General features: G+C 33.2%; 24 protein-coding genes. 8 read left to right on the top strand and 16 right to left on the bottom strand.

The features are described from left to right. On the top strand, window positions 1-617 hold a 617-nt coding region (locus tag J6D32_RS06990), incomplete at its 5' end, for a LysR family transcriptional regulator substrate-binding protein (protein WP_287467453.1). A 9-nt stretch (window positions 618-626) separates the two neighbouring features. Here J6D32_RS06990 and J6D32_RS06985 read toward each other — a convergent pair. From J6D32_RS06985 to J6D32_RS06955, 7 genes are all read right to left on the bottom strand, one after another. Next, window positions 627-1109 carry a VanZ family protein gene (locus J6D32_RS06985; protein ID WP_006784818.1) on the bottom strand — a complete coding sequence of 161 codons (483 nt, stop codon included), beginning with the start codon at window positions 1107-1109 and terminating at the stop codon, window positions 627-629. A 12-nt stretch (window positions 1110-1121) separates the two neighbouring features. After that, window positions 1122-2000 carry a ribokinase gene (locus J6D32_RS06980; RefSeq protein ID WP_006784817.1) on the bottom strand — a complete coding sequence of 293 codons (879 nt, stop codon included), beginning with the start codon at window positions 1998-2000 and terminating at the stop codon, window positions 1122-1124. Further along, window positions 1997-3121, bottom strand: coding sequence for a VanZ family protein (locus J6D32_RS06975; RefSeq protein WP_006784816.1), 1125 nt, complete (start codon window positions 3119-3121; stop codon window positions 1997-1999). Before J6D32_RS06975 ends, J6D32_RS06980 begins: the two co-directional genes overlap by 4 nt. Window positions 3122-3204: 83 nt before the next feature. Beyond that, a complete protein-coding gene (locus J6D32_RS06970; protein ID WP_009606652.1) occupies window positions 3205-5424 on the bottom strand; it encodes a sensor histidine kinase in 2220 nt (739 codons plus the stop codon). After that, window positions 5399-6097, bottom strand: coding sequence for a response regulator transcription factor (locus J6D32_RS06965; RefSeq protein WP_006784814.1), 699 nt, complete (start codon window positions 6095-6097; stop codon window positions 5399-5401). The genes J6D32_RS06970 and J6D32_RS06965 overlap by 26 nt, the downstream gene beginning before the upstream one ends. Before the next feature lie 577 nt (window positions 6098-6674). Continuing rightward, entirely contained in the window at window positions 6675-9110 is a 2436-nt protein-coding gene (locus tag J6D32_RS06960; protein WP_006784813.1) for a heavy metal translocating P-type ATPase, read from the bottom strand. 111 nt (window positions 9111-9221) lie between these two features. Next, the gene (locus J6D32_RS06955) at window positions 9222-9860 is read right to left on the bottom strand and encodes a Crp/Fnr family transcriptional regulator (RefSeq protein WP_006784812.1); all 639 of its coding nucleotides are present in this window, start codon (window positions 9858-9860) and stop codon (window positions 9222-9224) included. 92 nt (window positions 9861-9952) lie between these two features. On the opposite strand from J6D32_RS06955, the gene J6D32_RS06950 reads away from it, so the two are divergent. From J6D32_RS06950 to J6D32_RS06935, 4 genes are all read left to right on the top strand, one after another. Further along, window positions 9953-11293, top strand: coding sequence for an MATE family efflux transporter (locus tag J6D32_RS06950; RefSeq protein WP_055164592.1), 1341 nt, complete (start codon window positions 9953-9955; stop codon window positions 11291-11293). 214 nt (window positions 11294-11507) lie between these two features. After that, on the top strand, window positions 11508-12668 hold the full coding sequence (locus J6D32_RS06945; RefSeq protein ID WP_006784810.1) for an AI-2E family transporter: 1161 nt from the start codon (window positions 11508-11510) through the stop codon (window positions 12666-12668). Window positions 12669-12876: 208 nt separating this feature from the next. After that, entirely contained in the window at window positions 12877-13740 is an 864-nt protein-coding gene (gene fba, locus J6D32_RS06940) for a class II fructose-1,6-bisphosphate aldolase (protein WP_006784809.1), read from the top strand. A 112-nt stretch (window positions 13741-13852) separates the two neighbouring features. Continuing rightward, complete coding sequence (locus tag J6D32_RS06935) at window positions 13853-14425, top strand: lipofamily protein (RefSeq protein ID WP_229040185.1); 573 nt, start codon at window positions 13853-13855, stop codon at window positions 14423-14425. A gap of 27 nt (window positions 14426-14452) precedes the next feature. Here the strand turns inward: J6D32_RS06935 and J6D32_RS06930 are convergent, their stop codons facing one another. From J6D32_RS06930 to J6D32_RS06920, 3 genes are all read right to left on the bottom strand, one after another. Further along, window positions 14453-15859, bottom strand: a complete 1407-nt coding sequence (locus J6D32_RS06930) for a flotillin family protein (RefSeq protein WP_006784807.1) — start codon at window positions 15857-15859, stop codon at window positions 14453-14455. 99 nt (window positions 15860-15958) lie between these two features. Further along, on the bottom strand, window positions 15959-17239 hold the full coding sequence (locus tag J6D32_RS06925) for an L-cysteine desulfidase family protein (RefSeq protein ID WP_006784806.1): 1281 nt from the start codon (window positions 17237-17239) through the stop codon (window positions 15959-15961). Between the two features lie 323 nt (window positions 17240-17562). Continuing rightward, window positions 17563-18138 carry a DUF1836 domain-containing protein gene (locus tag J6D32_RS06920; RefSeq protein ID WP_006784805.1) on the bottom strand — a complete coding sequence of 192 codons (576 nt, stop codon included), beginning with the start codon at window positions 18136-18138 and terminating at the stop codon, window positions 17563-17565. 167 nt (window positions 18139-18305) lie between these two features. On the opposite strand from J6D32_RS06920, the gene trhA reads away from it, so the two are divergent. After that, a complete protein-coding gene (gene trhA, locus J6D32_RS06915; protein ID WP_006784804.1) occupies window positions 18306-18953 on the top strand; it encodes a PAQR family membrane homeostasis protein TrhA in 648 nt (215 codons plus the stop codon). 101 nt (window positions 18954-19054) lie between these two features. On the opposite strand, the gene J6D32_RS06910 is transcribed toward trhA, so the two are convergent. The 3 genes from J6D32_RS06910 to J6D32_RS06900 all read right to left on the bottom strand — a co-directional run bounded on the left by J6D32_RS06910 (window position 19055) and on the right by J6D32_RS06900 (window position 20401). Beyond that, window positions 19055-19735 carry a hypothetical protein gene (locus J6D32_RS06910; protein WP_009606697.1) on the bottom strand — a complete coding sequence of 227 codons (681 nt, stop codon included), beginning with the start codon at window positions 19733-19735 and terminating at the stop codon, window positions 19055-19057. 50 nt (window positions 19736-19785) lie between these two features. Beyond that, complete coding sequence (locus J6D32_RS06905) at window positions 19786-20046, bottom strand: hypothetical protein (protein WP_055164601.1); 261 nt, start codon at window positions 20044-20046, stop codon at window positions 19786-19788. Between the two features lie 223 nt (window positions 20047-20269). Beyond that, complete coding sequence (locus J6D32_RS06900) at window positions 20270-20401, bottom strand: hypothetical protein (RefSeq protein WP_006785225.1); 132 nt, start codon at window positions 20399-20401, stop codon at window positions 20270-20272. Between the two features lie 150 nt (window positions 20402-20551). On the opposite strand from J6D32_RS06900, the gene J6D32_RS06895 reads away from it, so the two are divergent. Then, window positions 20552-21460 carry a helix-turn-helix domain-containing protein gene (locus J6D32_RS06895; RefSeq protein ID WP_006785224.1) on the top strand — a complete coding sequence of 303 codons (909 nt, stop codon included), beginning with the start codon at window positions 20552-20554 and terminating at the stop codon, window positions 21458-21460. Between the two features lie 21 nt (window positions 21461-21481). Here J6D32_RS06895 and J6D32_RS06890 read toward each other — a convergent pair whose 3' ends face one another. The 3 genes from J6D32_RS06890 to pdxS form a co-directional block, all read right to left on the bottom strand. After that, window positions 21482-21880 carry a rhodanese-like domain-containing protein gene (locus tag J6D32_RS06890; RefSeq protein WP_006785223.1) on the bottom strand — a complete coding sequence of 133 codons (399 nt, stop codon included), beginning with the start codon at window positions 21878-21880 and terminating at the stop codon, window positions 21482-21484. An 85-nt stretch (window positions 21881-21965) separates the two neighbouring features. Then, window positions 21966-22541: a pyridoxal 5'-phosphate synthase glutaminase subunit PdxT gene (gene pdxT, locus J6D32_RS06885; protein WP_006785222.1), complete on the bottom strand. Its 576-nt coding sequence runs from the start codon at window positions 22539-22541 to the stop codon at window positions 21966-21968. A 1-nt stretch (window position 22542) separates the two neighbouring features. Continuing rightward, window positions 22543-23421, bottom strand: coding sequence for a pyridoxal 5'-phosphate synthase lyase subunit PdxS (gene pdxS / locus J6D32_RS06880; RefSeq protein WP_006785221.1), 879 nt, complete (start codon window positions 23419-23421; stop codon window positions 22543-22545). Window positions 23422-23562: 141 nt separating this feature from the next. On the opposite strand from pdxS, the gene pdxR reads away from it, so the two are divergent. After that, the gene (gene pdxR, locus J6D32_RS06875) at window positions 23563-25035 is read left to right on the top strand and encodes a MocR-like pyridoxine biosynthesis transcription factor PdxR (RefSeq protein WP_006785220.1); all 1473 of its coding nucleotides are present in this window, start codon (window positions 23563-23565) and stop codon (window positions 25033-25035) included. Window positions 25036-25205: the final 170 nt, after the last annotated feature.

Genomic DNA, 25205 nt, shown 5'->3' with positions numbered 1-25205 from the left:
TGAATGGACGTGGAAGCATTAAATTAGCCACTTTACCCGTTTTAGCACCCTATCATCTATTGGCACCTCTACAAAAGTTTAAAAATCAGTATCCAAATCTGAATCTCTCTATTCAAGAACTTGAAGAAGAAGCAATTATTACAGGCCTAAAACATCGAGTCTATGATCTTGGAATTATTAGAAAAGAATATATAGATGAGAAGGAATTTGACTTTTATAAAATTGCAGAAGATGAACTGGTCGCTCTATTACCTATCCATCATCCATTTTCTAATACCACAGAAATTTCTTTAACGGATTTAAAAGATGAATCATTTATTTTTATGAATAAACATACGGGAATTTATACACTCTGTTTAAAATCTTGCCAAGATGCAGGATTTTACCCTAAAATACTTCAAACAGCACGAATTGAAACCATTTTAAGTTCCGTCATCAATGGGGACATGATTAGTTTACTAATGAGCCAACAGTTAAATAGTTTTAATCAACATGGAATTGTTGTTATCCCGATTAAACCAACAATTAAAAGTGAACTTGGAATCATTCGATATAAAAAATCTCCTCTACGCAGAAATCAAAAAGAACTAATACACTTCTTATCAAACTCCAAATAAAAAGCAGGATTATCTCCTGCTTTTTATTTGCCTTATTTTTAATATAAGTTGAACGAATGAAATTCCAATAACCCCACCAACAAAATCTACCGTGACATCAAAAATCCTAGCACTTCTTCCTTCAACAAATAACTGATGAAATTCATCACTTATTGCATAAAGCAACACAGCTAGTAGTGTCATAACAGTAACTTTCCATCCTGAAATATGATATTCTATCAAAACCCAAGCTAATAAAATAGCTAAAATAAAAAACTCAAACGCGTGGGCACTTTTGCGAATAAACACGTTAACTTGTTCGAAGCTCCATTTACTTTCCTGTATCACCATTGATTCAGGTGTTTCAACTTTCGTTTCTTCTTTTTGTTGGCTACCAATATAATTGACAATTTCATGACTCAGTTCATTTGATTGTTGTGAAGTTTGTGAAGATTGATAAAAAATAAATGCCATCCAAAGCAAACAAACAATCACTGCTAACTTTCTTCTCATCCATACTCCCCTTTATAACTGTCTCACTTCCTCTATTGTTGGAATAGAAGAGGATGATCCTTTTCTCGTCACCGTTATTGAAGAAGCACGAGCTGCTAATTCTAAACACTCTTTAATCTCATATCCTTCAACTAATCCAGCAATAAAATATCCAATGAACGTATCTCCCGCTGCTGTTGTATCCACAGCTTCTACTTTGTATGCTTCTTGTTTAATAACCATTTCTCCCTGTGTATAAAGGCACCCCTTACTTCCAAGTGTTAATAAAATATGTGTCTGTGGATACATGGATTTTAAAGTATCTATTACCTTTGACTCATCTTCCTCATTTGCCAAATCACATCCCTCTATTTCATTAACGACAAGATAATCAATCAAAGATAAATCAATTGCTTTCACTTTATCGTTAAATGGAGCGGGATTAAGTGCGATTTTCAAACCACGTTCATGAGCTGATTTGACGATATAATCCATTAAATTAATCTCATTTTGTAACAGTAATAAATCACCTTCATTAAAATCTGATAAAATCTCATCAACTTTTGCTTCTGTAAAACAATGATTAGCTCCCGGATAAACTAAGATACAGTTTTCTCCACGACGATCAATTTGAATAATCGCATGTCCCGACTTCTCATCCACTTCTTTTAAATACTCACAATTGGCTCCGTGAGATGTTAATGCTTCTTTTAAAATTCCACCGTCTGCTCCAATTAATCCGGCATGATAAACATTAACGCCTGCCTTAGCAAGAGCAATCGATTGATTTAATCCTTTACCACCACTAACAACTTGCAGTGAACTTACAGACTGCGTTTCACCGGGTTTAACCATATGGTCAACTTCATAAATATAATCAATGTTACATGAACCCATATTTAATACTTTCATAAACTATTCACCACTTCTCCATTTTCACTTAAAAATTCAACTTCAAAATTTTTCGACTCTTTACTGTCATACAACTGATACAAGCTATCGTCATCCATTAAAATAATTTTTGGATAAACAACTAAGAAATTTCCAGGCGAAAGTTCTTCTATATATTCTTCTTCTAAATACGTGATTTTAATCTGAGTTGCTGCTTCATTTTTTCCAAATATCACAAAGATTGCTTCATCATCGACTCTAAAATCATCAGTCAAAAACATAAATTCATAATTCATTTCATTATATTCAGGATGCCACTGACTCCCACCAATCATGCGGACACGATTAAGCGGTAGCTCTTGATAAATATCTAAGTCTAAATACTCACCATCATCCTTTAAAATTAGACGATAATCCTCCAAAGATGTTGAAATAATTTCACCCTCATAAGATAAATGGGCTGTTACTAGTTCTTCATCACTTAAACTAGCACACAGTGTAGATTCATAATAAGCCAATATCGATGCCAAACAGGAGATCAAAACCATAATACTAATTGGAACACTCGCGACTCTAATAATAGGCTTTTTCAACGGAACCTCAAACTTTTCCACAACATTCATCAACTTGAAATACTTAACTAGCTTTATAAATAGTAGATACACACCGTATCCAATCATAGCTCCCAATGTATTAAAAATTAAATCATCCACATCTACAACATTTTGAGGCGTTAAGATTTGGAATACTTCGATTAATAATGAGGTACTACATCCAACAATTAAAATATGCCACCACTTAGTTAACGATTTAAATAAGATTGGCGTTAAAAAGCCCAGCGGTATTAATACTAAAATATTCGCAATCACTTGGTACCAAGAATACGCCACAATCCAACCATCAGTTAACATTTTATAAGTTTCTACAAGTGGAACCAAATTCACCCTATCTATCAACTGCTGTATAGAAATTGGATACTCAAAAACGCCGTGCTTAAACAAAGTTAAATTCGCTACAACAACCAAGTAAATAAAAAATATCCAGATCGCTACTTCACGCCATACATTAAATGTCTTAAATTTCAAACTACAACTAATTCGATAAACTAAAAATCCAAAGATAAATAATATTCCTAAAATCACCCTAATTCCCCACTTCCGTTAACAAAACAAATTCTATCATAATTCACATTAAAAAGCACCGAGAAGAATCTCGATGCCTTTAGTTATTTACTAAACGTGATGATGACTTTAAACAAGTCTCCATCGACCTGAACCACAAATTGTCCACCTTGTAATTCCACAAAACTTTTTGCAATCGCAAGTCCAAGACCTGATCCCTCTGTATGACGAGATTGATCTCCTCTTACAAATCGTTCCACTAGTTCATCGACATTAACATTGATTTCCTCAGCCGACATATTTTTAAAAATAATTTGAACTATTTCTTCATCATCCACAATATCAATATAAGCACGTGTTCTAGCCATTGCATACTTTGTCATATTTGAAATTAAGTTTTCAAACACACGGAATGTACGCTCACTATCAAGTGATATCATTACCTTATGTTCTGGAAATTGACGGCGAATCATAAGTCCCGCTTCTTCAATTTTATCCTCTGTTTCAAGCAACGTTTGTTTCATTAAAGAAACCACGTCCACCATCTGTAAATTCATTGTGATATTACCACTACTTGCCTTACTCATCTCAAATAAATCTTCAATTAAAATTTTTAGTCGCTGCGATTTTTGGTCTAATGTTTCAAGGTACTGTGTTCGTTTTTCATGAGTTAAATTTTCATCTTTAAGTAAATCAACATATGTAATAATTGACGTCAGAGGTGTTTTTAAATCATGTGAAACATTCGCTATTAAATCTGTTTTCATGCGCTGACTCTTCACTTCATTTTGAACTGCCTTTTTTAATCCACTTTGAATATTAACAACTTCATCTTTAAATGAATTAAAAATTCCTAAGTCTTCATCAATGACCACATCTAGGTTTCCTTCTGCAACTTCATTTGTGACTTCAAATAACCTTGAATAATCTGATTCTATTTTTTTAATCTTTTTATTTAAGTAAACAAATAGGAAACCTGTGTAAATGATAGCAATAAATAAACCAAAAAACCAAGTTAAACACATGATACTAATCATAACAAATTGAATTCCTAAAAATAGTGCTAACTTTTTGGTATTAGCATTTTTCAAATCAATATTAGCTAAATTTTGATAAATTAATCGTCCTTTTCTTACAAACCCTCTCATGAGATTAATACTGATAAATTTTGTTTTTATTGTTGCTTTCCATCCTATTTTAAATAGATTTTTAAGATAGACACAATCTAGGAAAAACCAGTATAAAACGATAGTCCACATCACGATATTAAATGTTGGAGCAATTAAATGATGGACACTCTCAGGGAAGATTAAATAACTAGTATTCATAAACTCCATCTCTTCAAGTGTAGATTGAACTAGACTTGGTATTGCCTCAATAAAAATCGGAAACAAAAAGATGGATAAAAAGAGCATGATTTCAAACGGAATTTTTAATATCCATGTAAATAACTTACTTTGTTTAAAAGCGTTAATGGGTAAAATAATAGCTGTTATCGCTGTTAAGGCAATCGCAATCCAACTAAAATAGCCTACAACAGATTGTATACTCCACCAATCATATCTATAATTCATCTGCCAGATATAATCTGTATAGGTTAAGATTTTAGGGACCCCATAAACAATCGTCATGTTTTTAATGGGAGCTAATTTATAGCCATCTTGATACTCAAAGTGATTATACACGTTAGTCGAAGAATCGAATTCATAGTTATTTATCACGGTTAAATTTCCATTTGCATCATAATTTAAAACAACAAATGACTGATATTGATTCTTTAAATTTTCTAATTGTGAAGCAGTTAAATTTGCATTGTTCAATGTTTCAAGATTAAGATTCCCATATTTATAGTTCGAACCCTCTGTTTGATCAATGACTAAGTACTCCATATTTTGTAGCTGATTAAAAATCCAGTTAGAATCAATTAAGTTATTTTTAACGTATGAGCCGATAGATTTCATCAGAACTTTATATTGCTCATCTGTTGATAAATAATAAAAATCTACATTTTCTATCGATGTTTCATGATAGTACCTATCATATAAATACTCTAAATCATTTGTCGTTATCTGAATTAATTCCTCATTACTAATTTCTTTATTTTCCTGTTTTAAGGTATCAAAGTATAAGGTATAACTTAATTCAGATAAATATGTATAAAACTCATGATCAGTGTATATAGTTCCAGATTGTTGTTTAGCGATTTTCCCCATGTTCTCATACTGTGAATAAAGCCAACCTGAAATCATTCCTATTATTAAAACGGAGATGATGCCAACAATCCATTTACTTATTTTATTACTGCTTTTCGAGTTTGTATCCAACTCCCCACACCACCTTTAAATATTTTGGATTTTTCGGATTTATTTCTATTTTTTCTCGAATGTTTCGAATATGAACCATAATCGTATCGGTATTTATGGCAGTTTCATTCCAAATACGCTCATAAATTTCTTCCGTAGGAAAAACACGACCTGGATGTTTCATTAACAAGTTCAAAATTTTGTACTCAATAGGCGTTAATTTAACTGCATTTCCGTCTACAGTAAATTCCTTTGTTTCAGTATTTAATTCAAGTCCACCAATCGTAATAACATTTGAACTTTCTTCATTTAAAAGATTTGAAAACCTTTTATAACGACGAAGTTGAGAGTTGACACGAGCCAGTAATTCTAATGGACGAAATGGCTTCGTCACATAATCATCAGCCCCCATATTTAATCCCATAATTTGATCGACCTCTTCCGATTTTGCTGAGAGCATAATCACTGGAAAATGATGATGTTCACGTAATTTCATCGTAAACGTAATACCATCCATTTTAGGCATCATGACATCAACAATGGCTAAATCAATTGGCGTTGCTTCCACAATTTCTAATGCTTCAATTCCATTACCTGCAATACTAACCTTATATCCTTGATTTGTTAAATAAGCTTCAATTGCTAATGCAATATCTTTTTCATCCTCAACAATTAAAATATGTGACTGACTCATAAAAACCCTCTTTCTAAGCATGTGTTTCCATTATTATATAACAAACTTAGAAAACTTCTCACCTCACTTTATTAATTTAAAAACTTATCCTATCAACAATAACTTAAGAATGGGGACCCCGGCTGTGAGCTATGTAGGTTCCCTACGCTACGTGGCTCACTTAAAAAGTGAGATCGTAGCTTTCTTCCGCCAGTAAGTTATACCATCCTCAATTGCTAGGATAATACCTAATTAAAGATTGACTATTCCTACATCTTTAAGACACTTATATCTTAACAATAATAAATAAAGAAATACCTTATATAAAACTTAAGAAATTCTAAAGATATTCAAACAACTCACAATTAAAACTCTATAAATATAAAATTAGATACAAAAATATATCCAATAATGTATCTTTTTATATAGGCATATTATTGCAATTTTAGAAACCTAATTTTCTTTTTACTATTTCGTTGTTAACATTAGAAACCAACATTGAAAATTTAAAACGTAAGAAGTGAGCGTTATCAAACAATCAACCATTACTATAAATAAATTAAAAGGTATCTCCAAATGATGAGATACCTTTTAATTATTATTTTCTTTTTAAAGCGCGTGTACTATTCATAACAGCGAGAATAGTAACCCCAACATCTGCAAACACAGCTGCCCACATCGTTGCAAATCCCAAAGCTCCAAGTATCATAACTAGAATTTTAACACCTAAAGCAAAGATAATATTTTGATATAAAATACGGCTTGTTTGTTTTGCTTTAACAATCGCATCAACCAATGCCATTGGATCATCTTTCATTAGGACCACATCTGCTGCTTCAATGGCTGCATCAGATCCAATTCCCCCCATTGCAACTCCGATATCAGCACGAGCAAGAACAGGTGCGTCATTCATTCCATCTCCAACAAAGACTAAATTTTGATCTGATGATTTTTTAGCGAGCAATGCTTCAACATGTTCTACTTTTTGATGAGGTAATAATTGTGAATAAACTTCATCAATCCCTAATTCTTTAGCTACTTTATCAGCCACTGATTTGTGATCACCTGTTAACATCACAACTTTAGAAACACCACGTTTTTTTAGTTCTGCAATAGCCGCTTTAGAACTTTCCTTAATCTCATCTGCAATAACCATGTATCCTTTGTACTCACCATTAATCGCCATGTGAATAATGGTTCCAATTGCATCGACTTCTGAAACTTCTAAATTAGCACTTTGCATTAAAGTCGCATTTCCAATTAAAACTTGTTGATCATCAACTTTAACTTTAATCCCCTGACCTGCGATATCTTCATAATTGGTTAAACGATCTGTGCTTAACTCTTTCCCATATGCAACTACAATCGATTTTGCAATCGGATGAGTTGAATGACTTTCAGCATGAGCAGCAACTTGAATAAAATCTTCTTCAGTCATGTTGACTGAGTGAATCTGTGTTACTTTAAAAACACCTTTTGTTAACGTTCCTGTTTTATCAAAAACGACTGTCTCCACATGATTTAATGCTTCTAAATAGTTTCCTCCTTTAATAAGAACACCAAGACTTGAAGCACCACCAAGTCCTGCAAAGAATCCTAACGGAATCGAAACAACTAAAGCACAAGGACATGAAACAACTAAGAACACTAACGCACGATATAGCCATGTTGAAAAATCTGCCCCAAAAATTAAACTTGGAATAATCGCAATCGCCACTGCCAATAACACAACTATTGGTGTATAAACACGAGCAAATTTCGTAATAAATTTTTCAGTTTGAGCTTTTTTAGATGACGCATTTTCAACTAGCTCCAAAATACGAGCAACCGTTGAGTCACCATAAGTTGCGCTGACGCGAACACGTACTAAAGCATTCGTATTAATACATCCAGCTAAAATCTCCTCCCCCACATGCACAAGACGTGGCACTGACTCGCCTGTTAAAGCCGATGTATCTAAGTAACTTTCACCCTCAACCACGATTCCATCTAGTGGTACACGTTCACCAGGTTTTACGATAATCACGTCATCAATCGATACCTCTTCCGGCGAAACTTCCTTTACCCCCTCAGTTGTCACTAAATTAGCATGATCTGCACGAATATCAAGTAAAGAACTAATTGATTTACGTGAACGATTGACCGCATACCCTTGGAACAATTCACCAATTTCATAAAATAACATAACGGCGATGGCCTCAGGGTATTCTCCAATGGCAAAAGCTCCAACAGTGGCAACCATCATCAAGAAGTTTTCATCAAAAAATTCACCACGCATTATATTTTTAAATGCTGTCGTCAACACATTTCCTCCGATTAATAAATAACTAATCGCATATAACAGCACTTCAGCTGGCCAATTACCAACACTCGTGATAATGAACACAATAACTCCAAGTAGCAAGGCGATATTTTCCTTAATAAAGCCTTTAAACCCTGACTCGGCATCAAAATGTTCGTGACTATGCTCATGTGTATCATGATCGTGTGTTGAACAAGAACTATCTTGGCATGAACTGATTTTACCAGTAACAGTTGATACTTTTTCTGATACCACTACATCAGGCTCTAATTTATTAATAATACTTTTTATCTCAACGAGTGTTTCTTGTTTGATTGCTCCATCCTCGAGTGTAACACTTAATTGGCTTGTGGAAAAATTCAAATTAGCACTTTCAACTGACGCTAATTGATTAACACGGTCTTCAATTTTATTTGCACAGTTTGCACAGTTCAACCCTTCTAATAAAAGTTTAATCTCTTTATTTTGTGACTGTTTCACTTGTGTAACTAATTGAGTTTTTTCTGATACTACTACATCAGGCTCTAATTGTTTCACAATACTTTTAATCTCTTCAATAGCTTGTGATTTCATTGACTCATCATATAATTTCACAATTAATTGACTTGTGGAAAAGTTTAAATTAGCCTCCTCTACCAATTCTAATCGATTCACACGCTCTTCAATTTTATTAGCACAATTCGCACAATTTAATCCTTCTAACATTAATTTAAATGGATTTGATTTCCCCATAGGAATGACCTCCTAAACTTTGTCATATGAATAATTATTCATATGTTCATGTAATTAGTATATGCACAACCTCCGTAAAAGTCAACCAAATGAACTTAGCTTTCTAAAATTTTATGATTCATATTGACTAACTAATTGAACCACTTTTGAAAATTCATGAACGATAATTTCGCCACTTAAATTATCTAAAATACCATCCTCATCTAATTCTTTAATAATACGATTGATGCTTCTTGTGTTAGAACCTAAAGCCTCAACAACAAGTTCTTTCTTTATGACCATTTCCTTGGTTTCACAAATATGCCGCCAGATAAAAAACAACACTTGATATTTAAGTGGATATAAAACAACTGACTTCATCACGGTTGCACTACGATATAATTTTTCTGCTAATTGCTTCATGATATAAAGTGAAACATCCGAATCCTCTTTTATCCAATCAAAAAATAAAGACTGTGAAATCCACATCATCTCACACGTTTCTAATGCCTCCACATAATGAAAGACAGTTCTTCCAGTGAGAATTTCCATCTCACCTAGCAATTCTCCCGCTTCATAAATTTTAATCATATGAGTCGATCCATTTTCAGCAAGAGAATATACTTTAGCTTTTCCCTTTTTGACAATTAAAACACCCTTAATTTCATCTTCTGCAGATAAAATTGTCATCCCTTTTTCGTATCTTTTCATAACTATGCCATCTTTTAAACTTTGACTTCCATTCTCAATTCGTGATGTTAACCAATTCATATCTTTCTCCCTATGGACAAATGTCCTCGAATTTCTAAAAATCTTTTGATATTATAAGCTACAATTTCAACTTGAACAAGGAGGAGTATCTATTGCATCACTCACTACAAACCACAAACATTTCTAAATTACTACTCAAATATTGTATCCCAGCTATCATTAGTATGATGACCGTTTCCTTATACAATGCCGTTGATCGTATCTTTATTGGTCATATTCAAGGTGCCGGTTCCTTAGCTTTAACTGGACTTGGAACCTTAATTCCTTTTACAACGATTATATTAGCCTGTGAACTTTTAATTACGTACGGAGCTATCGCTAACCTCTCACTAAGACTTGGCGAACAAAAGAAGGAAGAAGCAGAGGATTTTTTGAATCAAGTTCCGCTTCTTGGACTCATAATTAGCATTTTCTTAATGATTGTCTTCTATCTATTTAATGAACCCCTTCTTTACCTATTCGGAGCTACATCAGATACGATTGGCTATGCCAAAGATTATCTCAATATTTTAACAATCGGTATTCCATTTTATATTATGGGCTTTTCTTTAATGGGAATTATCCGCTCTGAAGGAGATCCAAAACGAGCGGCTTTAATTTTAATGGCAAGCTGTCTCATTAATATTATTTTGGATCCGCTCTTTATTTTTGGACTTAATCTCGGGATTAGCGGAGCTGCACTTGCTACCATCTTATCGCAGGCCACTGTCTTTCTTTATGTTGTGTACTATTACACACGAGGTGCCTCTAACCTAAAACTTGATTTTAAAAAATTAAAAATTCAACATCATTTAGTAAAACCTATCATTACCTTTGGATTATCCACAGCGCTTATCCAGCTCATTTCTGCTTTCGTTCAAATTTTATTAAATCAGTCTCTAAAACACTATGGAACCGCTCTATCCATCGGATCTTTCACAACCATTAGCACTATTTATAATCTCGTCATGATGCCGGTCGTCGGAATTAATCAAGGAATGATTCCAATTATTGGGTATAACTTTGGTCAACGAAACTATACCCGCGTCAAAAAAACATTTTTACAAGGAACTATTGCTTCAACTATTATTTTCACACTCGGATTTTTACTTATCTATATTCTTCCCACGCCGCTTGTGAGCTTTTTTAATCCAGATAAAACCTTCATTAACACAACTGTAACTGAACTTAAACTCTACGCCTTCAGTCTTCCATTATGTGCTTTATCTTTAACTGCCCCAAACTTCTTCCAATCAATTGGGAATTCAAAACTCTCTATTTGGCTTGTGATTATTCGTCAGATGATTATTTTGATTCCCGCTCTCATCATTCTTCCTAGATTAATAGGACTGAATGGAGTCTGGCTAGCTCAGCCAATCACAGATTTAAGTGTTTCATTACTCTGTTTCTTCTTAATAAAAAAAGAGTTTAAACGACTATCTTCTGTCAATTAACCAAGAGTTTCCTATAGGAATTTTTATGGCAAAATGGATTATACTAACGGTATATCTCTATTGAAACAGAACTATTTTCAATCATGTTAACCTAATCTTAGTTGTTAGAATTTTTTTACAAAACTTATCTAGCCTATCTATTCACTATTATTTATTTGATTTTCAAACTAAAATATGACATAATAAACGACATCAAGAGAAAGTAGGGATTATTTTGTTTGATAAAGTTAAAATTAGCAAAAAATATTTGAATATTGCCATGATTACGTTAGTCATCGGAATCATTTTATTATTCGTTTATCAATTATCTTTAAAATCATCGGATATCGTTCTTTGGACAAAAAGTTTTTTAACCAATTTTTTATCCGTCATCTCACCTATTTTATATGCCTTTGTTATTTCATATATTTTATATCGCCCTCTCATGTTTATTGAGCGTAATTTTAAAAAAGGATTTAAAAAGATAAGTAAAAAAGGGATTTCAAATGGAATGGCACGCACCATCAGTATTTTATTACTAGCTATCCTTGTCTTCTTCGCTATCTATACGTTGATTAATTCAATCTTTCCTCCTCTCATTGAAAATATCGATACCGTTATGCAATCACTTCCTAACTTCCAAACCATTATTACGGAATGGATTAATAATTTAACGCCATATATTAAAGCAGTTTCTATTACTAACGAACAAATTCAAGAGTTTACGTTATTCTTAACAAACCTTTTAAAAGGTTTATTAACAAATGCTTTAAATATTGGAACAGGTGTTGTAACAAATTTAACAGGACTGGTAATCAATACATTAGCGACTATCATCTTAACCTTCTACTTCCTTAAAGATAAAGAAACGATTTTTGCAGGTATTGATAAATTAGGAACTGTTATTTTTAAGCCACAGATAAAAGCAAAAATTAAACATTTCTTACATGACTTACATGAGGTCTTTGGTAATTTTATTGTTGGACAATTAATTGATGCCGCTATTGTTGGCGTTGCATCTAGTCTTTTATTACTCATTATCGGTCATCCGTTTGCTTTATTAATTGGATTAATCGCCGGGGTTACTAATATCATCCCTTATGTTGGGCCTATCATCGGTGCTGCACTTGCTTTAATTCTTGGGTTATTTACAAGTGTTAAACTTGGTATTTTAGGATTTATCTTATTAATTGCCTATCAGCAAATAGACGGATACTTTATTCAACCTAAAATATTAGGAGATAGCGTCGGTCTTGCACCCGTTTGGATTTTTATTGCCATTTTAATTGGTGGGAATTATTTAGGAGCTCTTGGTATGATTCTTTCTGTTCCAATTGCCGCTTTATGCAAAGTATACATTGATCGTAGATTTCAAAAATTAGAAACGCGTGCTTAATGCTATGAAACGAGGCTATCGAATGATAGCCTTTTTATTATTTCTTACTTAATATTCGACTTTAAACCATATTTTCCGTTCAAATTCATCAAAGTGAAAGTAAAACATTTTTATTTATTTTTTTCACAAATTCCGTTATAATAACTTTTAGGACGAGAAAAAAGTAAAATCTCAATCCAATAATAATTGAATCGATGGAGGTTACAACATGTTAGTTTCTGCTAAAGATATGTTACAAAAAGCCTATGAAGGTAAATACGCTGTTGGTCAATTCAACATCAACAACTTAGAGTGGACTAAAGCTATTTTATTAACTGCTCAAGAAAATAACTCACCAGTTATCTTAGGTGTATCTGAAGGTGCTGCAAAATATATGTGCGGTTATAATACAATCGTAGGTATGGTTGAAGGAATGATGAAAACATTAAACATCACTGTTCCTGTAGCATTACACTTAGACCACGGAAGCTACCAAGGTGCTTTAGACGCTATGGAAGCTGGATTCTCTTCAATCATGTTCGATGGTTCTCATTACTCAATCGAAGAAAACATCGCTAAAACAACTGAAATGGTTAAATTAACTGCTGAAAAAGGATTATCTTTAGAAGCTGAAGTTGGATCAATCGGTGGAGAAGAAGACGGTGTAGTTGGTAAAGGTGAAGTTGCTGACCCAGCTGAATGTAAATTAATCGCTGACTTAGGAGTAACTATGTTAGCTGCTGGAATCGGAAACATCCATGGTAAATACCCAGAAAACTGGGCTGGATTAGCATTCGATGCTTTAGAAGAAATCAATGCTGCAACTGGAAACACTCCATTAGTATTACACGGTGGAACAGGAATTAACGAAGAAATGATTAAAAAAGCGATCTCTTTAGGAGTTGCTAAAATCAACGTTAATACTGAATGCCAATTAGCATTCCAAGAAGCTACACGTAAATACATCGAAGCTGGAAAAGATTTAGAAGGTAAAGGATTCGACCCTCGTAAATTATTAAACCCAGGATTCGAAGCTATTAAAGCTTGCGTTAAAGAAAAAATGGAATTATTCGGATCAGTTAACAAAGCATAATTTTAACTTTCATCTAAAAAACATCCACTTTTGTGGATGTTTTTTTTATATTTCTCATGAATCTGGATACATTAATATTGGATTTAAATTTTAAATGATTGGGACGATTTATATGAAAAAGAAAACAGTTATTTTATCCTTATTCACGTTAGCCACTTTAATAAGTGGATGTGGTAGTAAAGCAGATAACACTAATACTAATGAGACAACTAATAATTCTACCACTCAATCTCCAACAACAAATCCAAATACAGGTGAGCTAGCAGATGCAACAACTGGACCTTCTTGGGTAACAGATGAAGCAACACTAGAAAAAGCTGTTAAAGAAAGTTGGATTGTTATCATTACTAAAGATATGAATACAACAAAAGATTTAACATTTGAAGGTGGATTAAAAAAAGATGGCGTTGAAACACCTCGTTTATTAGCTCTGTATAATCAAGATGAAAACCGTAATAAAACAGCAAGCTATACTCTAACTGCACCTAAAATGACATTCAAAGAAGATGGTTCTCGTATTAAAGGTGGGACTGTAGCGGGTGATATTTACGTTGACTGTAACAACTTTGAATTAGTTGATGCAACAGTTAATGGAAATATTTATTTCAAAGACCAAGCAGCTAAAGATAGCTTTAAAATGGATGATACTTCAAAAGTGACAGGTGCTATGGAACTTCAAAAATAAAGAAAAAGAGCCTATTGGCTCTTTTTCTTATGCTTCATTTAATTCTTCCGTTTCATCACTTTCAGATTTATGTTGAATAGAAGAAATTAAGTCAATTAAATTGATTCCCGTTAAAGATTCCACAACTTCTGGAACCTCAGCAATCATCTTCGTTACATTTTGTGAGACTTTTGCAGCCCCACCGCCACCACCATTATCAATGATAACCATTTTTTCAGTTTGTGCGAGCGGAGCTGAAATATGTTGCGCAATTTCTGGTAGCCTTTCTACTACCATTTGAATCACCGCAGCTTCGCCGTATTGTTTATAAGCTTCAGCTTTTTCACGCATCGCCTCCGCCTCTGCTTTCATCGCATCTGCTAATGCCTGTCCTTTAACACGTGTTGCTTCCGCTTCTGCAGCTCCCTTTATCCGAATTGACTCTGCTTCAGCCTCTGCCTTTTTAATCAACTTATAACGCTCTGCTTCGGCCTCTTGTTCTGCTTTATACTTCTGTGCTTCCGCTACCTTTTTAACGGTTGCCTCTAATTCTTTTTCTTGTTTTAAAGCTTGTTGCATTGCAATCTCAGTCTGACGTTGCTCTTCAAATAACTGAGTATTTTTTAATGCTTCAATCACATTTTTCTTTACAATATTTTGTTCTACTTCATAAGCAAAATCGGCTTTTGCTTGCGCTTTTTGTTCTTCTTCTTTAAAAGACTGAATTTGTAATTCTTTTTCTTTCTTTGCACGAGCAATTTCAGTTTCAGCCCTTAACTGTGCTTCCGTTCCTAAGCGTTTAGCTTCTGAAGTTTTTTGCATTTGATCACGCTCAGCTTCCGCTTCTGCAATCGCTGCATTCTTTTTTACTTCCGCAATTTGTTTCGCTCCAAGTGCAGTTAAATAGCCTTTTGTATCATCAATATCTCGAATTGTAAATGTTTTAATTTCAAGCCCCATCTTTTCTAAATCATCTTTTGCCACATTCTCAACTTCATTTGCAAACATTTCTCGATCTCTATAAATTTCCTCAATCGACATCTTAGAAACAATTTCACGTAACTTTCCTTCAAGAACATCTTGGACAGTTTCTTTAATAACATTAATCGTTTCTTTTTCACGACCCGTATTAAATTGTTCCATTGCAAGTAAAACACACTTAGGATCTGAATTAACCTTAATAATTGCAACTCCATCTGTATCAATTGGAACTCCATTACTATCTAATGATTCATGGGTCTTAACTTCCACTTTCATATTTTCAAGTGAAATTCGTGAAATTTGTTCTAAATAAGGAATCACAATTCCACCACTACCACTAATAACACGACGTTTTAACCCTGTTACAACAATTGCCTTATCCTGCGGTGCCTTTTTCCAAACCATGCATAAAAGAATTAAAATTACCACAATTAAAATAACCCACTTTAACATTGGCATTATCGATTCTAACATCCCTCATCCCCCTCACACTTACTCTGTTATAACCATATTAATAATCCCTATTAAATAGAACAAAAGGGCCCAAAATATAAGATTTTGAGCCCTTTTCACTTATTTTGCTAACATAATATTTAAAACTTCAATATCCGTTTGTTTCATTCCTTCACGGCCTAGACGTCCGTAAGCTTCAATTGTACTTTCGATATTAGATTGCACCATTCCACATGTTTCATCAAATGCCACGCCTCTTAAAGCTAAATAATGTGCCATAATAGCCGCATCTAAACTTGACGCAATTTTAGCCGCACATGATGCTTTAGCTCCGTCACAAACAATTCCTGCAATATTAGCTAATGTATTTGTAATCGTCATTTCAATTTGTTCAAGAGTTCCACCTTTTAAATACGTTAAGGCTGCACCACTACCGCAGGCTGCACTTACAGCACCACAGTAAGCTGATAAACGTCCAATAAACGTTTTTTGATGAATGGTCACAAGACTCGCCAAAATTAATCCACGATACATTTGTTCTTCTGTTAATCCTTTTTCACGAGCGTAAATAATAATAGGTAATGATGCCGTCATTCCTTGATTTCCACTTCCAGATGTCGTCATAACTGGTAAGCTACATCCACACATACGAGCATCAGATCCCGCTGCCGCATAAGCTTTCATTTTGGTTTTAACATCATCACCATAACATTCTAAAATCATTTTCCCAACATTAACACCATACTGATTAGATAAACCTTCTTTGGCAATACTTAAATTATATTTAACTTGCTTAGCAAGCATTTCATTCAAATCAGATAAATCCACTGTATTGGCAAACTCATAAATATCCGCTACATTTAAAACCGAACGATCGGCTAACGCAGAATTAAAGTCATCTTTGTTAAATTGTTTAGATAATAAAACTTCACCATTTTTTTCAATACGGCACACATTTGTATGCGTATGAATTAATTCTACTAACGAAGATTGATCACCGGCAACCATCTCCATAATAATATGTAAATTTGCATCATTCTCGATTAGTTCAACTATACATAAATTTTGGCGCAGTTGCTTCCCTACCTCTTGAATTTGACTTTCATTTACACATTCAATCACTTCAAGACCTTTACTTGAATCACCTGCAATTGCACCAGTAATAGCACTTGCCTCAATTCCTGTTAAGTTGCCTGTATTAGGGACTACAACCGATTTAGCATTTTTAATAATATTTCCACTGCATCTAACTATAATTTTTTCAGGAAATATCCCCAATACCTCACGTGCTTTAGCTGCTGCATAAGCAATGGCAATTGGTTCTGTACATCCAAGAGCAGGTACAAGTTCTTCTTTTAAAATAGCAAGAAATGCATGATACGATTGTTTAGTTAAAGACATAGTCGCCCTCTCCCTACTAATTAAATTTTCTCAAAATCTTACTCTCACATTCTATCAAATTAAGACTTCAATAACCATCCATATGAATCAGAAATGTTTTTACCTAGCAGTTGAAGATGGACTTATATGAAAAAACTAGAGAACCCAAATCTTCAGAATCTGTCTGAATTCATAGAACTTTTTAAAACTAGTTACCTATCCCACATCATAAGTTTGTGGATTCGTAGTTTTCTTTCACCATTAGATAAAGTGGATTTTTTTAAATCATAAAAAACTTATCTGGATTTATCTATTCTATCCACACAATCCCTAGTATACGATAGCTAATTTTCTTCCTTTTTCATATCATCAATTAATGATTCAGCTAACCGTCTGTACATATTACTCATATTCACAAGAGAAGATAATAGTAGAAATTTTTCCATTGATTCTAGATGAATTCCCTCTAATTGATTAATCTCATGTGAAACTTCATCTACGCTCTGTAAAACATTCTGTTTGAATATTTCGACATTCTTGTCTACCAACTTCAAATATGTTTCATAAATTGATGTTAATGGAAATTCATATTGTTCAATAACTTTTTCATTAATTTCATCTAAAGATGTCTTAATATCACTGATTGATAAACCGCCTTTTAGTTGATAAATAAAACTCATTAAAATTAAATGTTCATTAGTGTATTTTTTATTTTGAATTGGAAATAATAATTTTCCCTTAGAGTAATTATTAATCATTGTTTTTGTCAAAACTTTTTCTGAGTCATTTCGAAGTGTTTCACCGTAAACATTTTGAAATAATTGAATAACTTGATCCATATATAAATCGACTTGAGGTAAATCTTCTAATTTCAACTGTCTTTCTAAATGAAGTTGCTTAATTTTCTCATCAAAATTCATTTTTATCACCTGTTATATAGTATCTAAAACTACTTTTTATTATATACATGAATTATATCATAGTTTCACATAATGTAAATGTTGACAACATTACTTAATAACCATATAATATAGACAAACGTAGATGTAGTTTCAAAAACCACATAACGAAGTAAGGAGGATAAAAAATGAGTAATTATATGCGCGAACCTATTAATGCAATAACTCACCTAATTGGTGCCATTCTATCATTTATTGCTCTTATTGCTATGATTATCAAAGTAGCTTGCGAAAATCCAAATGCTATTGGCATCACAGCAGTGATTATTTTTGGAATCAGTATGATCTTGTTATATGCTACCTCAGCCACTTATCACATGATCATTTCATCTGATCGCGTCATTAACTTTTTACAACGTCTCGATCATAGTATGATTTTCATTCTTATTGCAGGATCTTATACACCGTTTTGTTTGATCGCACTTAATGGATGGTCTGGATGGGTATTATTCTTTGTCATTATAGCTATTGCTATTTGCGGAATTACCTTTAAAATGGCCTGGTTCAATTGTCCTCGCATTCTTTCTACATCTATTTACATCATTATGGGGTGGATGGCCATTTTCGTCTTTAAACCACTTTTAGCGTCTTTAAGTGCAACCGGTCTTAGCTTATTAATTGCTGGAGGGATTCTTTACACTGTTGGTGGAATTATTTATGCGCTTAAACCCAAATGCTTGGAATTTAAATACCTTGGGTTCCATGAAATCTTTCATATTTTTATCTTACTCGGTAGTCTTTGTCATTTTTTATGCATTTATTTATTTGTTATATAAGTTCGATATACATTAAAAGGTATCTTAAAAGTAAAGATACCTTTTTTATATAAAAAGGCTAAGATTGACTCAATCTTAACCTCATCACTTCATAACCTATTTTATTCTTCGCAACCGCAATCATCTTTATGATTGTTGCAGCATCCGGCAACTTTACACCAATCTTCATCACGTTTTCCATGATCATAATGATGTTCTTTTTTGATAACTTCTTTTTTGATAATATATTCATGATTATAGTGATGGTTTTCGACTTTTTTACAAATAACAGGAATAATATGTTTTACTTTATGATAATAATTTTTTTCTTCTTTACAATAAACAGGTTTTTCTCGAATGACTTTGCAATCTTCATGATGATGACAAGGTTCCGGATGTTTTTTACCTTCACATCCTTTCTCTTCATTCAACATTTCATGTTCTTCATCCTCTTGACCTTCCCAAAGAGAATCTGTTACAGCACTTTGATCTTCTTCACTACATTGACTTTCATTTTCCCAAAGATGTTCTAACTCCATTTCTTCATCCCTACCTGGCCAAAGAGGTTCTGCTTTATCTTCTTCCCCTTCCCAAAAATGGTGTGACTCAATAGTTTCGGCATTGTCGTCCCAAAGATTATGTTTACCACCTTTAACATCCGCAGGATACCATTTAGCGTTAGATGTTCTTTCTAATTCATCTCTCCCAAATAATTTTTCATCTGAGAAAAATTTTTCTTCATCAAACAAAGATGGTTTACTTTCTTGTTGGTGTTTAGCCTGACAACGTGGATATTGTTTCATAAGCTCTATCTCCTTTAACTTGAATAATTATAAAAATTACATCACTATTTCTACTCGTCATTCAAATTATAACTATTACCATCTCGCTTTCCATGATGATAACAATGTAACTCTTTTACGTCTATATATTCATAAATGTATTCATGTTCATAATGGTGATTTTCAACGTTTGTGACGATAACAGAAATATTATCCAATGAACAAAATTCTTTAAAATCTCGTTTATCAAATGTAAATGTTTGCGTCGTTGGCTCAAATAATTTAACTGGATTATCCGTATCTTGAGGGTAATAAGAACGTTTAATAGTCATTTCTATCCCCCCCTTCAAATTCGAGCTACACTATAATATATTAAACGGAAGGATTTTTGGTCATGTAAATCACACAAATTTGGGGTATTATTATTGATTTTTAACCTATTCTATTCCTCTAAAGAGTTTATATTTTTTAATTAAATATAAAAAAAAGATGTGAATCATGATTCACATCTTTTCCCCTCTATCTCATATCCCCAATTTAATTTTTAATTATTGATTATAACCACCAAGGAAGTTCGATTGATGCACGAGTTGAAGGTTGTTGACTACCTTGTACTGTAGTAACTCCTTGAACTAATACTAATCCTAATACAAATGCAACAACTAATTGTTTTAAATTTTTTTTCATTGTCTTTGTCTCTCCTCTCAACTTTTGCTATTTTCATGATATAATAAATTAAATAAGACGTAAAGTGACTATTTTTTCACTTTCTACTTTTTAGCACATGATGTTTATTTATTATAAGAATAATAAATACTGGGGGTTAGGAGGACGCTCATGAACGAAATTTATTTCGGAAATGTATTGAAAGAGTTAAGATTAAAAAAACAATTGAGTCAAGAAAAGTTAGCTGATGGTATTTGTACAAAGCGCCAGCTTATTCGAATTGAGCAAAATGAGAATTTACCAACGGGATTTTTACTCAGTGCATTATCAAAAAAATTAAATGAGAACCTAGAACCTTTTCTGCTTTTTGCCAACCACGAAAATCCGATGGAAGTCATTGAATTAAAGCAACAATTAGATTATTATTTCTACGAGAAAGACTTTGTTCCGTTAATGGAATTAATCGATCAATACCGTTCTCTTCATCCTAATCCACCAGTAGACTTTCAACAATATTTAGGATGGTATGAAGGTGCTGCTAAATTTCATCTTCCCCAATATGAAAGTCCAACTATTGAATACTACATTGATTTGTTAAAACTAACTATGAACTTTACAAATTTAGAAGAAGCTTGTGTGGGATTCCGTACCCTAAATGAATTAAATATTATTCATACTATTATTATTCTATTCTATATTATCAATAATAAATTAGTTGAAGCTTCTCAATTATTACCCTTAATCATTGAGAACTATTTAAAATATTATCATAAATACGATATTAATTTACTAGGCCGTATGTATTATAACCTAGCCAATGTTTATTATCGACTAGATTACTATGATAAAGCACTTGAAGTCTGTGAAATAGGAATTAAAACTTGTTTACAGGAACGTTCTTTTGCGGTTGTTGCCGATTTATTTATGTGCAAGGGAAGCATTCTAGCGGATCAAGGTTTAATGGAAGAAGCAACAACATGTGCTAAATTTTTCGTGACTTTATATGAAATGCAAGGGAAACGTAATCAAATTGAGCGCGTTATTGAACAATATAAAGCACTTGGAATTGATATTGCTTAAACCTACTATTGTAGGTTTTTTTTAATCCATTTTATCTTCTATCACATAAACTTTAGTAAATCCAAGTTCCTCTAATTTTTCACCAGCTATCTTACTACGGTTACCACTTTGACAGTAAATAATAATCGGTGTATCTTGATAGGCCATAAGTTCATCAAGATGTTGCTCTAATTGATTATATGGTATGTTTATGGCATTGCGAATATGACCTTTCTCGTATTCATCTGCATCACGGACATCAATAATAAGGATTTCTTTTGTATTATCCATTAGCTCTTCTGCCGACTCTCTTTGAATAATTTGGGGACTAGTCTGTTGCATCAAAGCAGCAGATTGAGTTGATTCATAATCTAAAATAGCTACTGTCATTAAAAATATAAAAACTAAACAAAATAATAATTTTCCGATTGCTTTTCTCATGTTGATTCCTTCTCTTTTAAAATATTTTTATTTTCTTTTAGTATTCTCTATCTAAATAAAAAAATGACCGAAATGGTCATTTTTTTTATTTATCAATCATATTTAAAAAATACTGATGAAAACTTAAATCGTTCGTTAATTCAGGATGAAATGAAGTAACAAGCATATTATCTTGTTTACATGCTACGATATGATTATTAAGTTCTAGTATGACTGAAACCTCTGGTCCTACCTTAGTAACATATGGCGCTCTTATGAACACTAATGGAATTTTAGAGGACGATACTGTCTCAATTTCCACTTCCGTTTTAAAACTTCCTAATTGTCGCCCATAAGCATTACGCTCAACTTCAATATCCATTAATCCTAAATGAACTGTTGAATCTTTAGCAAGTTCTTTAGCCAGGATAATCATTCCAGCACATGTCCCCCAAACAGGTAAACCATCTTTAATTTTTTTCCGCAGTGGTTTTAATAAATTAAAATCACGTAATAGCCGTCCGATAGCGGTACTTTCTCCTCCTGGAATAATTAAACCATCGATTTTTTCCAACTCATCTTCATATTTTACTAGAAGTGGATTTACATCGTCTAGTTGGCTTAAAAGGTTCATATGCTCTTGTACGGCACCTTGGACAGCTAAGACTCCAATGTTTTTCATACTACCATCCTCGTTTTGCGTATTGTTCATTTTCAGGTAATTGACGAATGTCAATTCCACTCATCGCTTCTCCTAATCCTTCTGAAACCTGTGCAATGATGTTTGGATCATTATAATAAGTAGTAGCTTTAACGATTGCTTCAGCACGTTTTTGTGGATTATCTGATTTAAAAATTCCAGATCCTACGAATACCCCATCACATCCAAGTTGCATCATTAAGGCAGCATCAGCTGGTGTCGCAATTCCACCTGCAGCAAAGTTTACAACTGGTAATTTTCCATGCTCATGAACATAGCACACTAAGTCATATGGAGCTCCCATATTTTTCGCTATTGTCATTAACTCTTGTTTGCTTGCTGCTTGGATTTCACGAATTTCTTTATTCATCGTACGCATATGGCGAACTGCCTCTACAACATTTCCTGTTCCCGCTTCTCCTTTCGTACGAATCATTGAGGCTCCTTCTCCAATACGACGAAGTGCTTCCCCTAAGTTTTTAGCCCCACATACAAATGGTACGTTAAACTCTGTTTTATCAATATGGAATTCATCATCAGCTGGAGTTAATACTTCACTTTCATCAATATAATCAATTTCAAGTGCTTCAAGCACTTGAGCTTCTACTAAATGACCAATGCGCACTTTAGCCATTACTGGGATACTAACTGCTTCTTGAATTTCTTTAATCATTTTAGGATCAGACATACGAGCTACTCCGCCTTTCGCACGAATATCAGACGGTACTCGTTCAAGTGCCATAACAGCAACTGCCCCCGCAGCTTCTGCAATTTTAGCTTCCTCAACATTTACGACGTCCATAATAACGCCACCTTTTAGCATTTGAGCTAGATTCTTATTTAATTCATAACGTTCACTCATTTTCCTCACTCCTTTACATTTTTACTCATCTTCAATATAATAATTGTATCGAAACAATTATTATTAAAATGATTTCTAACAATTATTTTATACCAAATAATCCCTAATAAATCAATACAATTACTTAAAAGGAGTAATACAATGTTACCTGTACCCATACAATTAGATAAGAATAAATCTGAAGCCATGTATTTACAAATCGCTAATCAAGTAGCAACTATGATTCAACACCAACAATTAGAAGGTGGTCGCTCTCTTCCTTCTATTCGAAAATTAGCTACTCTACTCGAAGTTAATAATGTAACGATTGTTTCTGCGTATAAACACCTTGAAACACTTGGACTTGTCATTGCAAAAAAAGGGAGCGGTTATTACGTTAAAGAAAAACAAATCATTCCTCCCTCAATTCCCTCACCTAAATTATCAATGCAACAAATTACAAGTCAGCATCTGCATTTAGAACACAACCAAATTAACTTTGCGAGTGCCACACCTGAACCAAGCATCTTTCCAATTGCCTCATTTAAACATTATCTAAATTATGTTCTCGATCGAGATCAGGGATACGCCTTTGGATATCAAGAAAGTAATGGATATGAACCTCTTCGTGAAAGTTTATGCCAATACCTAAAACGCCATCAAAAACTTGAGGTTTCACCTAACTCAATTCAAATTGTATCAGGTGCCCAACAAGGAATTGATATTATTGGTAAAACACTTCTTGGAAGCGGTGACTGTGTATTCGTTGAAGACCCAACCTATACAGGAGCTTTAGCTGTTTTCAAATCTCGAGATGTTTTAATTAAAGGAATCAGCTTAGAAGAGGATGGCCTTAATCTTTCTGAATTAGAAGCAGCACTACTAACTGTTCGACCAAAACTTTTATATGTCATGACTAAATATCAAAACCCTAGTACCGTGACTTATTCCTTAAAAAAAATGAAACGTTTAATAGAACTCGCGCAACTATACGACTTCTATATTGTTGAGGATGATTCAATGTCTGAGCTAAATTATGAACCTGATGCTAGCAATATCAGTTTCAAAAGTCTAGATCAAAATGAACGTGTTATTTATATAAAAAGTTTCTCTAAAATTATGATGCCTGGTCTTCGTATTGGATTTATCCTTGTTCCCTCTCCCCTCTCTACAGATATTATGAATGCCAAACATCATACAGATATTTCATCATCTGGATTAATCCAACGTACAGTAGATTTATATTTACGTGAAGGTCAATGGGATGAACATATTAATCAAATGCGAATTATTTATAAGAAAAAATACGATATCATGGTTCAAGAATTAAATAAATTAAAAGCATATGATGTCAAATTTCATATTCCACATGGTGGCCTTCATTTTTGGATTCAACTGCCGCCACATCTTAATGCTAATGAACTTTATGATCTTTGTTTATCTCATTCACTAATTACGACCCCAGGAAAACTATTCAGTCCAACGGAAGATACTCATCTAAATCAATATATGCGTTTAAGTTTTGCAGCATGTACAGAAGCGGACATCATCAAAGGAATTGATATTTTAAAACAGTGTCTTCATCTAATGAACAATAAGAAAAAACAGTCTACCTATATTTCGCCATTAATTTAAAAGAGTCACCTTAATACAAAAAAATTTACGTCGACTTATCGATTAATAAAAAAGTCCCTATCTTAAATGCAAAGATAGAGACTTTTTTTATTGTTTCATTATATTTAGAAATAGAAAAGAGCTATTACTTATTATCCCCCATCAATTATGGACACCTAACTTCGCATTTT

This window comes from Turicibacter sp., from assembly GCF_017941855.1.
Taxonomy (GTDB): domain Bacteria; phylum Bacillota_I; class Bacilli_A; order MOL361; family Turicibacteraceae; genus Turicibacter; species Turicibacter sanguinis.
This window is presented reverse-complemented; position numbering and strand designations above follow the sequence as displayed.

What these genes read in the sequence shown, in the direction of transcription:
- J6D32_RS06985 (WP_006784818.1), bottom strand. Translation starts at nt 1,109, where the DNA reads ATGAGAAGAAAGTTAGCAGTGATTGTTTGTTTGCTTTGGATGGCATTT.
- J6D32_RS06980 (WP_006784817.1), bottom strand. Translation starts at nt 2,000, where the DNA reads ATGAAAGTATTAAATATGGGTTCATGTAACATTGATTATATTTATGAA.
- J6D32_RS06965 (WP_006784814.1), bottom strand. Translation starts at nt 6,097, where the DNA reads ATGAGTCAGTCACATATTTTAATTGTTGAGGATGAAAAAGATATTGCA.
- J6D32_RS06960 (WP_006784813.1), bottom strand. Translation starts at nt 9,110, where the DNA reads ATGGGGAAATCAAATCCATTTAAATTAATGTTAGAAGGATTAAATTGT.
- J6D32_RS06955 (WP_006784812.1), bottom strand. Translation starts at nt 9,860, where the DNA reads ATGAATTGGTTAACATCACGAATTGAGAATGGAAGTCAAAGTTTAAAA.
- fba (WP_006784809.1), top strand. Translation starts at nt 12,877, where the DNA reads ATGTTAGTTTCTGCTAAAGATATGTTACAAAAAGCCTATGAAGGTAAA.
- J6D32_RS06935 (WP_229040185.1), top strand. Translation starts at nt 13,853, where the DNA reads ATGAAAAAGAAAACAGTTATTTTATCCTTATTCACGTTAGCCACTTTA.
- J6D32_RS06930 (WP_006784807.1), bottom strand. Translation starts at nt 15,859, where the DNA reads ATGTTAGAATCGATAATGCCAATGTTAAAGTGGGTTATTTTAATTGTG.
- J6D32_RS06925 (WP_006784806.1), bottom strand. Translation starts at nt 17,239, where the DNA reads ATGTCTTTAACTAAACAATCGTATCATGCATTTCTTGCTATTTTAAAA.
- J6D32_RS06920 (WP_006784805.1), bottom strand. Translation starts at nt 18,138, where the DNA reads ATGAATTTTGATGAGAAAATTAAGCAACTTCATTTAGAAAGACAGTTG.
- trhA (WP_006784804.1), top strand. Translation starts at nt 18,306, where the DNA reads ATGAGTAATTATATGCGCGAACCTATTAATGCAATAACTCACCTAATT.
- J6D32_RS06910 (WP_009606697.1), bottom strand. Translation starts at nt 19,735, where the DNA reads ATGAAACAATATCCACGTTGTCAGGCTAAACACCAACAAGAAAGTAAA.
- J6D32_RS06905 (WP_055164601.1), bottom strand. Translation starts at nt 20,046, where the DNA reads ATGACTATTAAACGTTCTTATTACCCTCAAGATACGGATAATCCAGTT.
- J6D32_RS06900 (WP_006785225.1), bottom strand. Translation starts at nt 20,401, where the DNA reads ATGAAAAAAAATTTAAAACAATTAGTTGTTGCATTTGTATTAGGATTA.
- J6D32_RS06895 (WP_006785224.1), top strand. Translation starts at nt 20,552, where the DNA reads ATGAACGAAATTTATTTCGGAAATGTATTGAAAGAGTTAAGATTAAAA.
- J6D32_RS06890 (WP_006785223.1), bottom strand. Translation starts at nt 21,880, where the DNA reads ATGAGAAAAGCAATCGGAAAATTATTATTTTGTTTAGTTTTTATATTT.
- pdxT (WP_006785222.1), bottom strand. Translation starts at nt 22,541, where the DNA reads ATGAAAAACATTGGAGTCTTAGCTGTCCAAGGTGCCGTACAAGAGCAT.
- pdxS (WP_006785221.1), bottom strand. Translation starts at nt 23,421, where the DNA reads ATGAGTGAACGTTATGAATTAAATAAGAATCTAGCTCAAATGCTAAAA.
- pdxR (WP_006785220.1), top strand. Translation starts at nt 23,563, where the DNA reads ATGTTACCTGTACCCATACAATTAGATAAGAATAAATCTGAAGCCATG.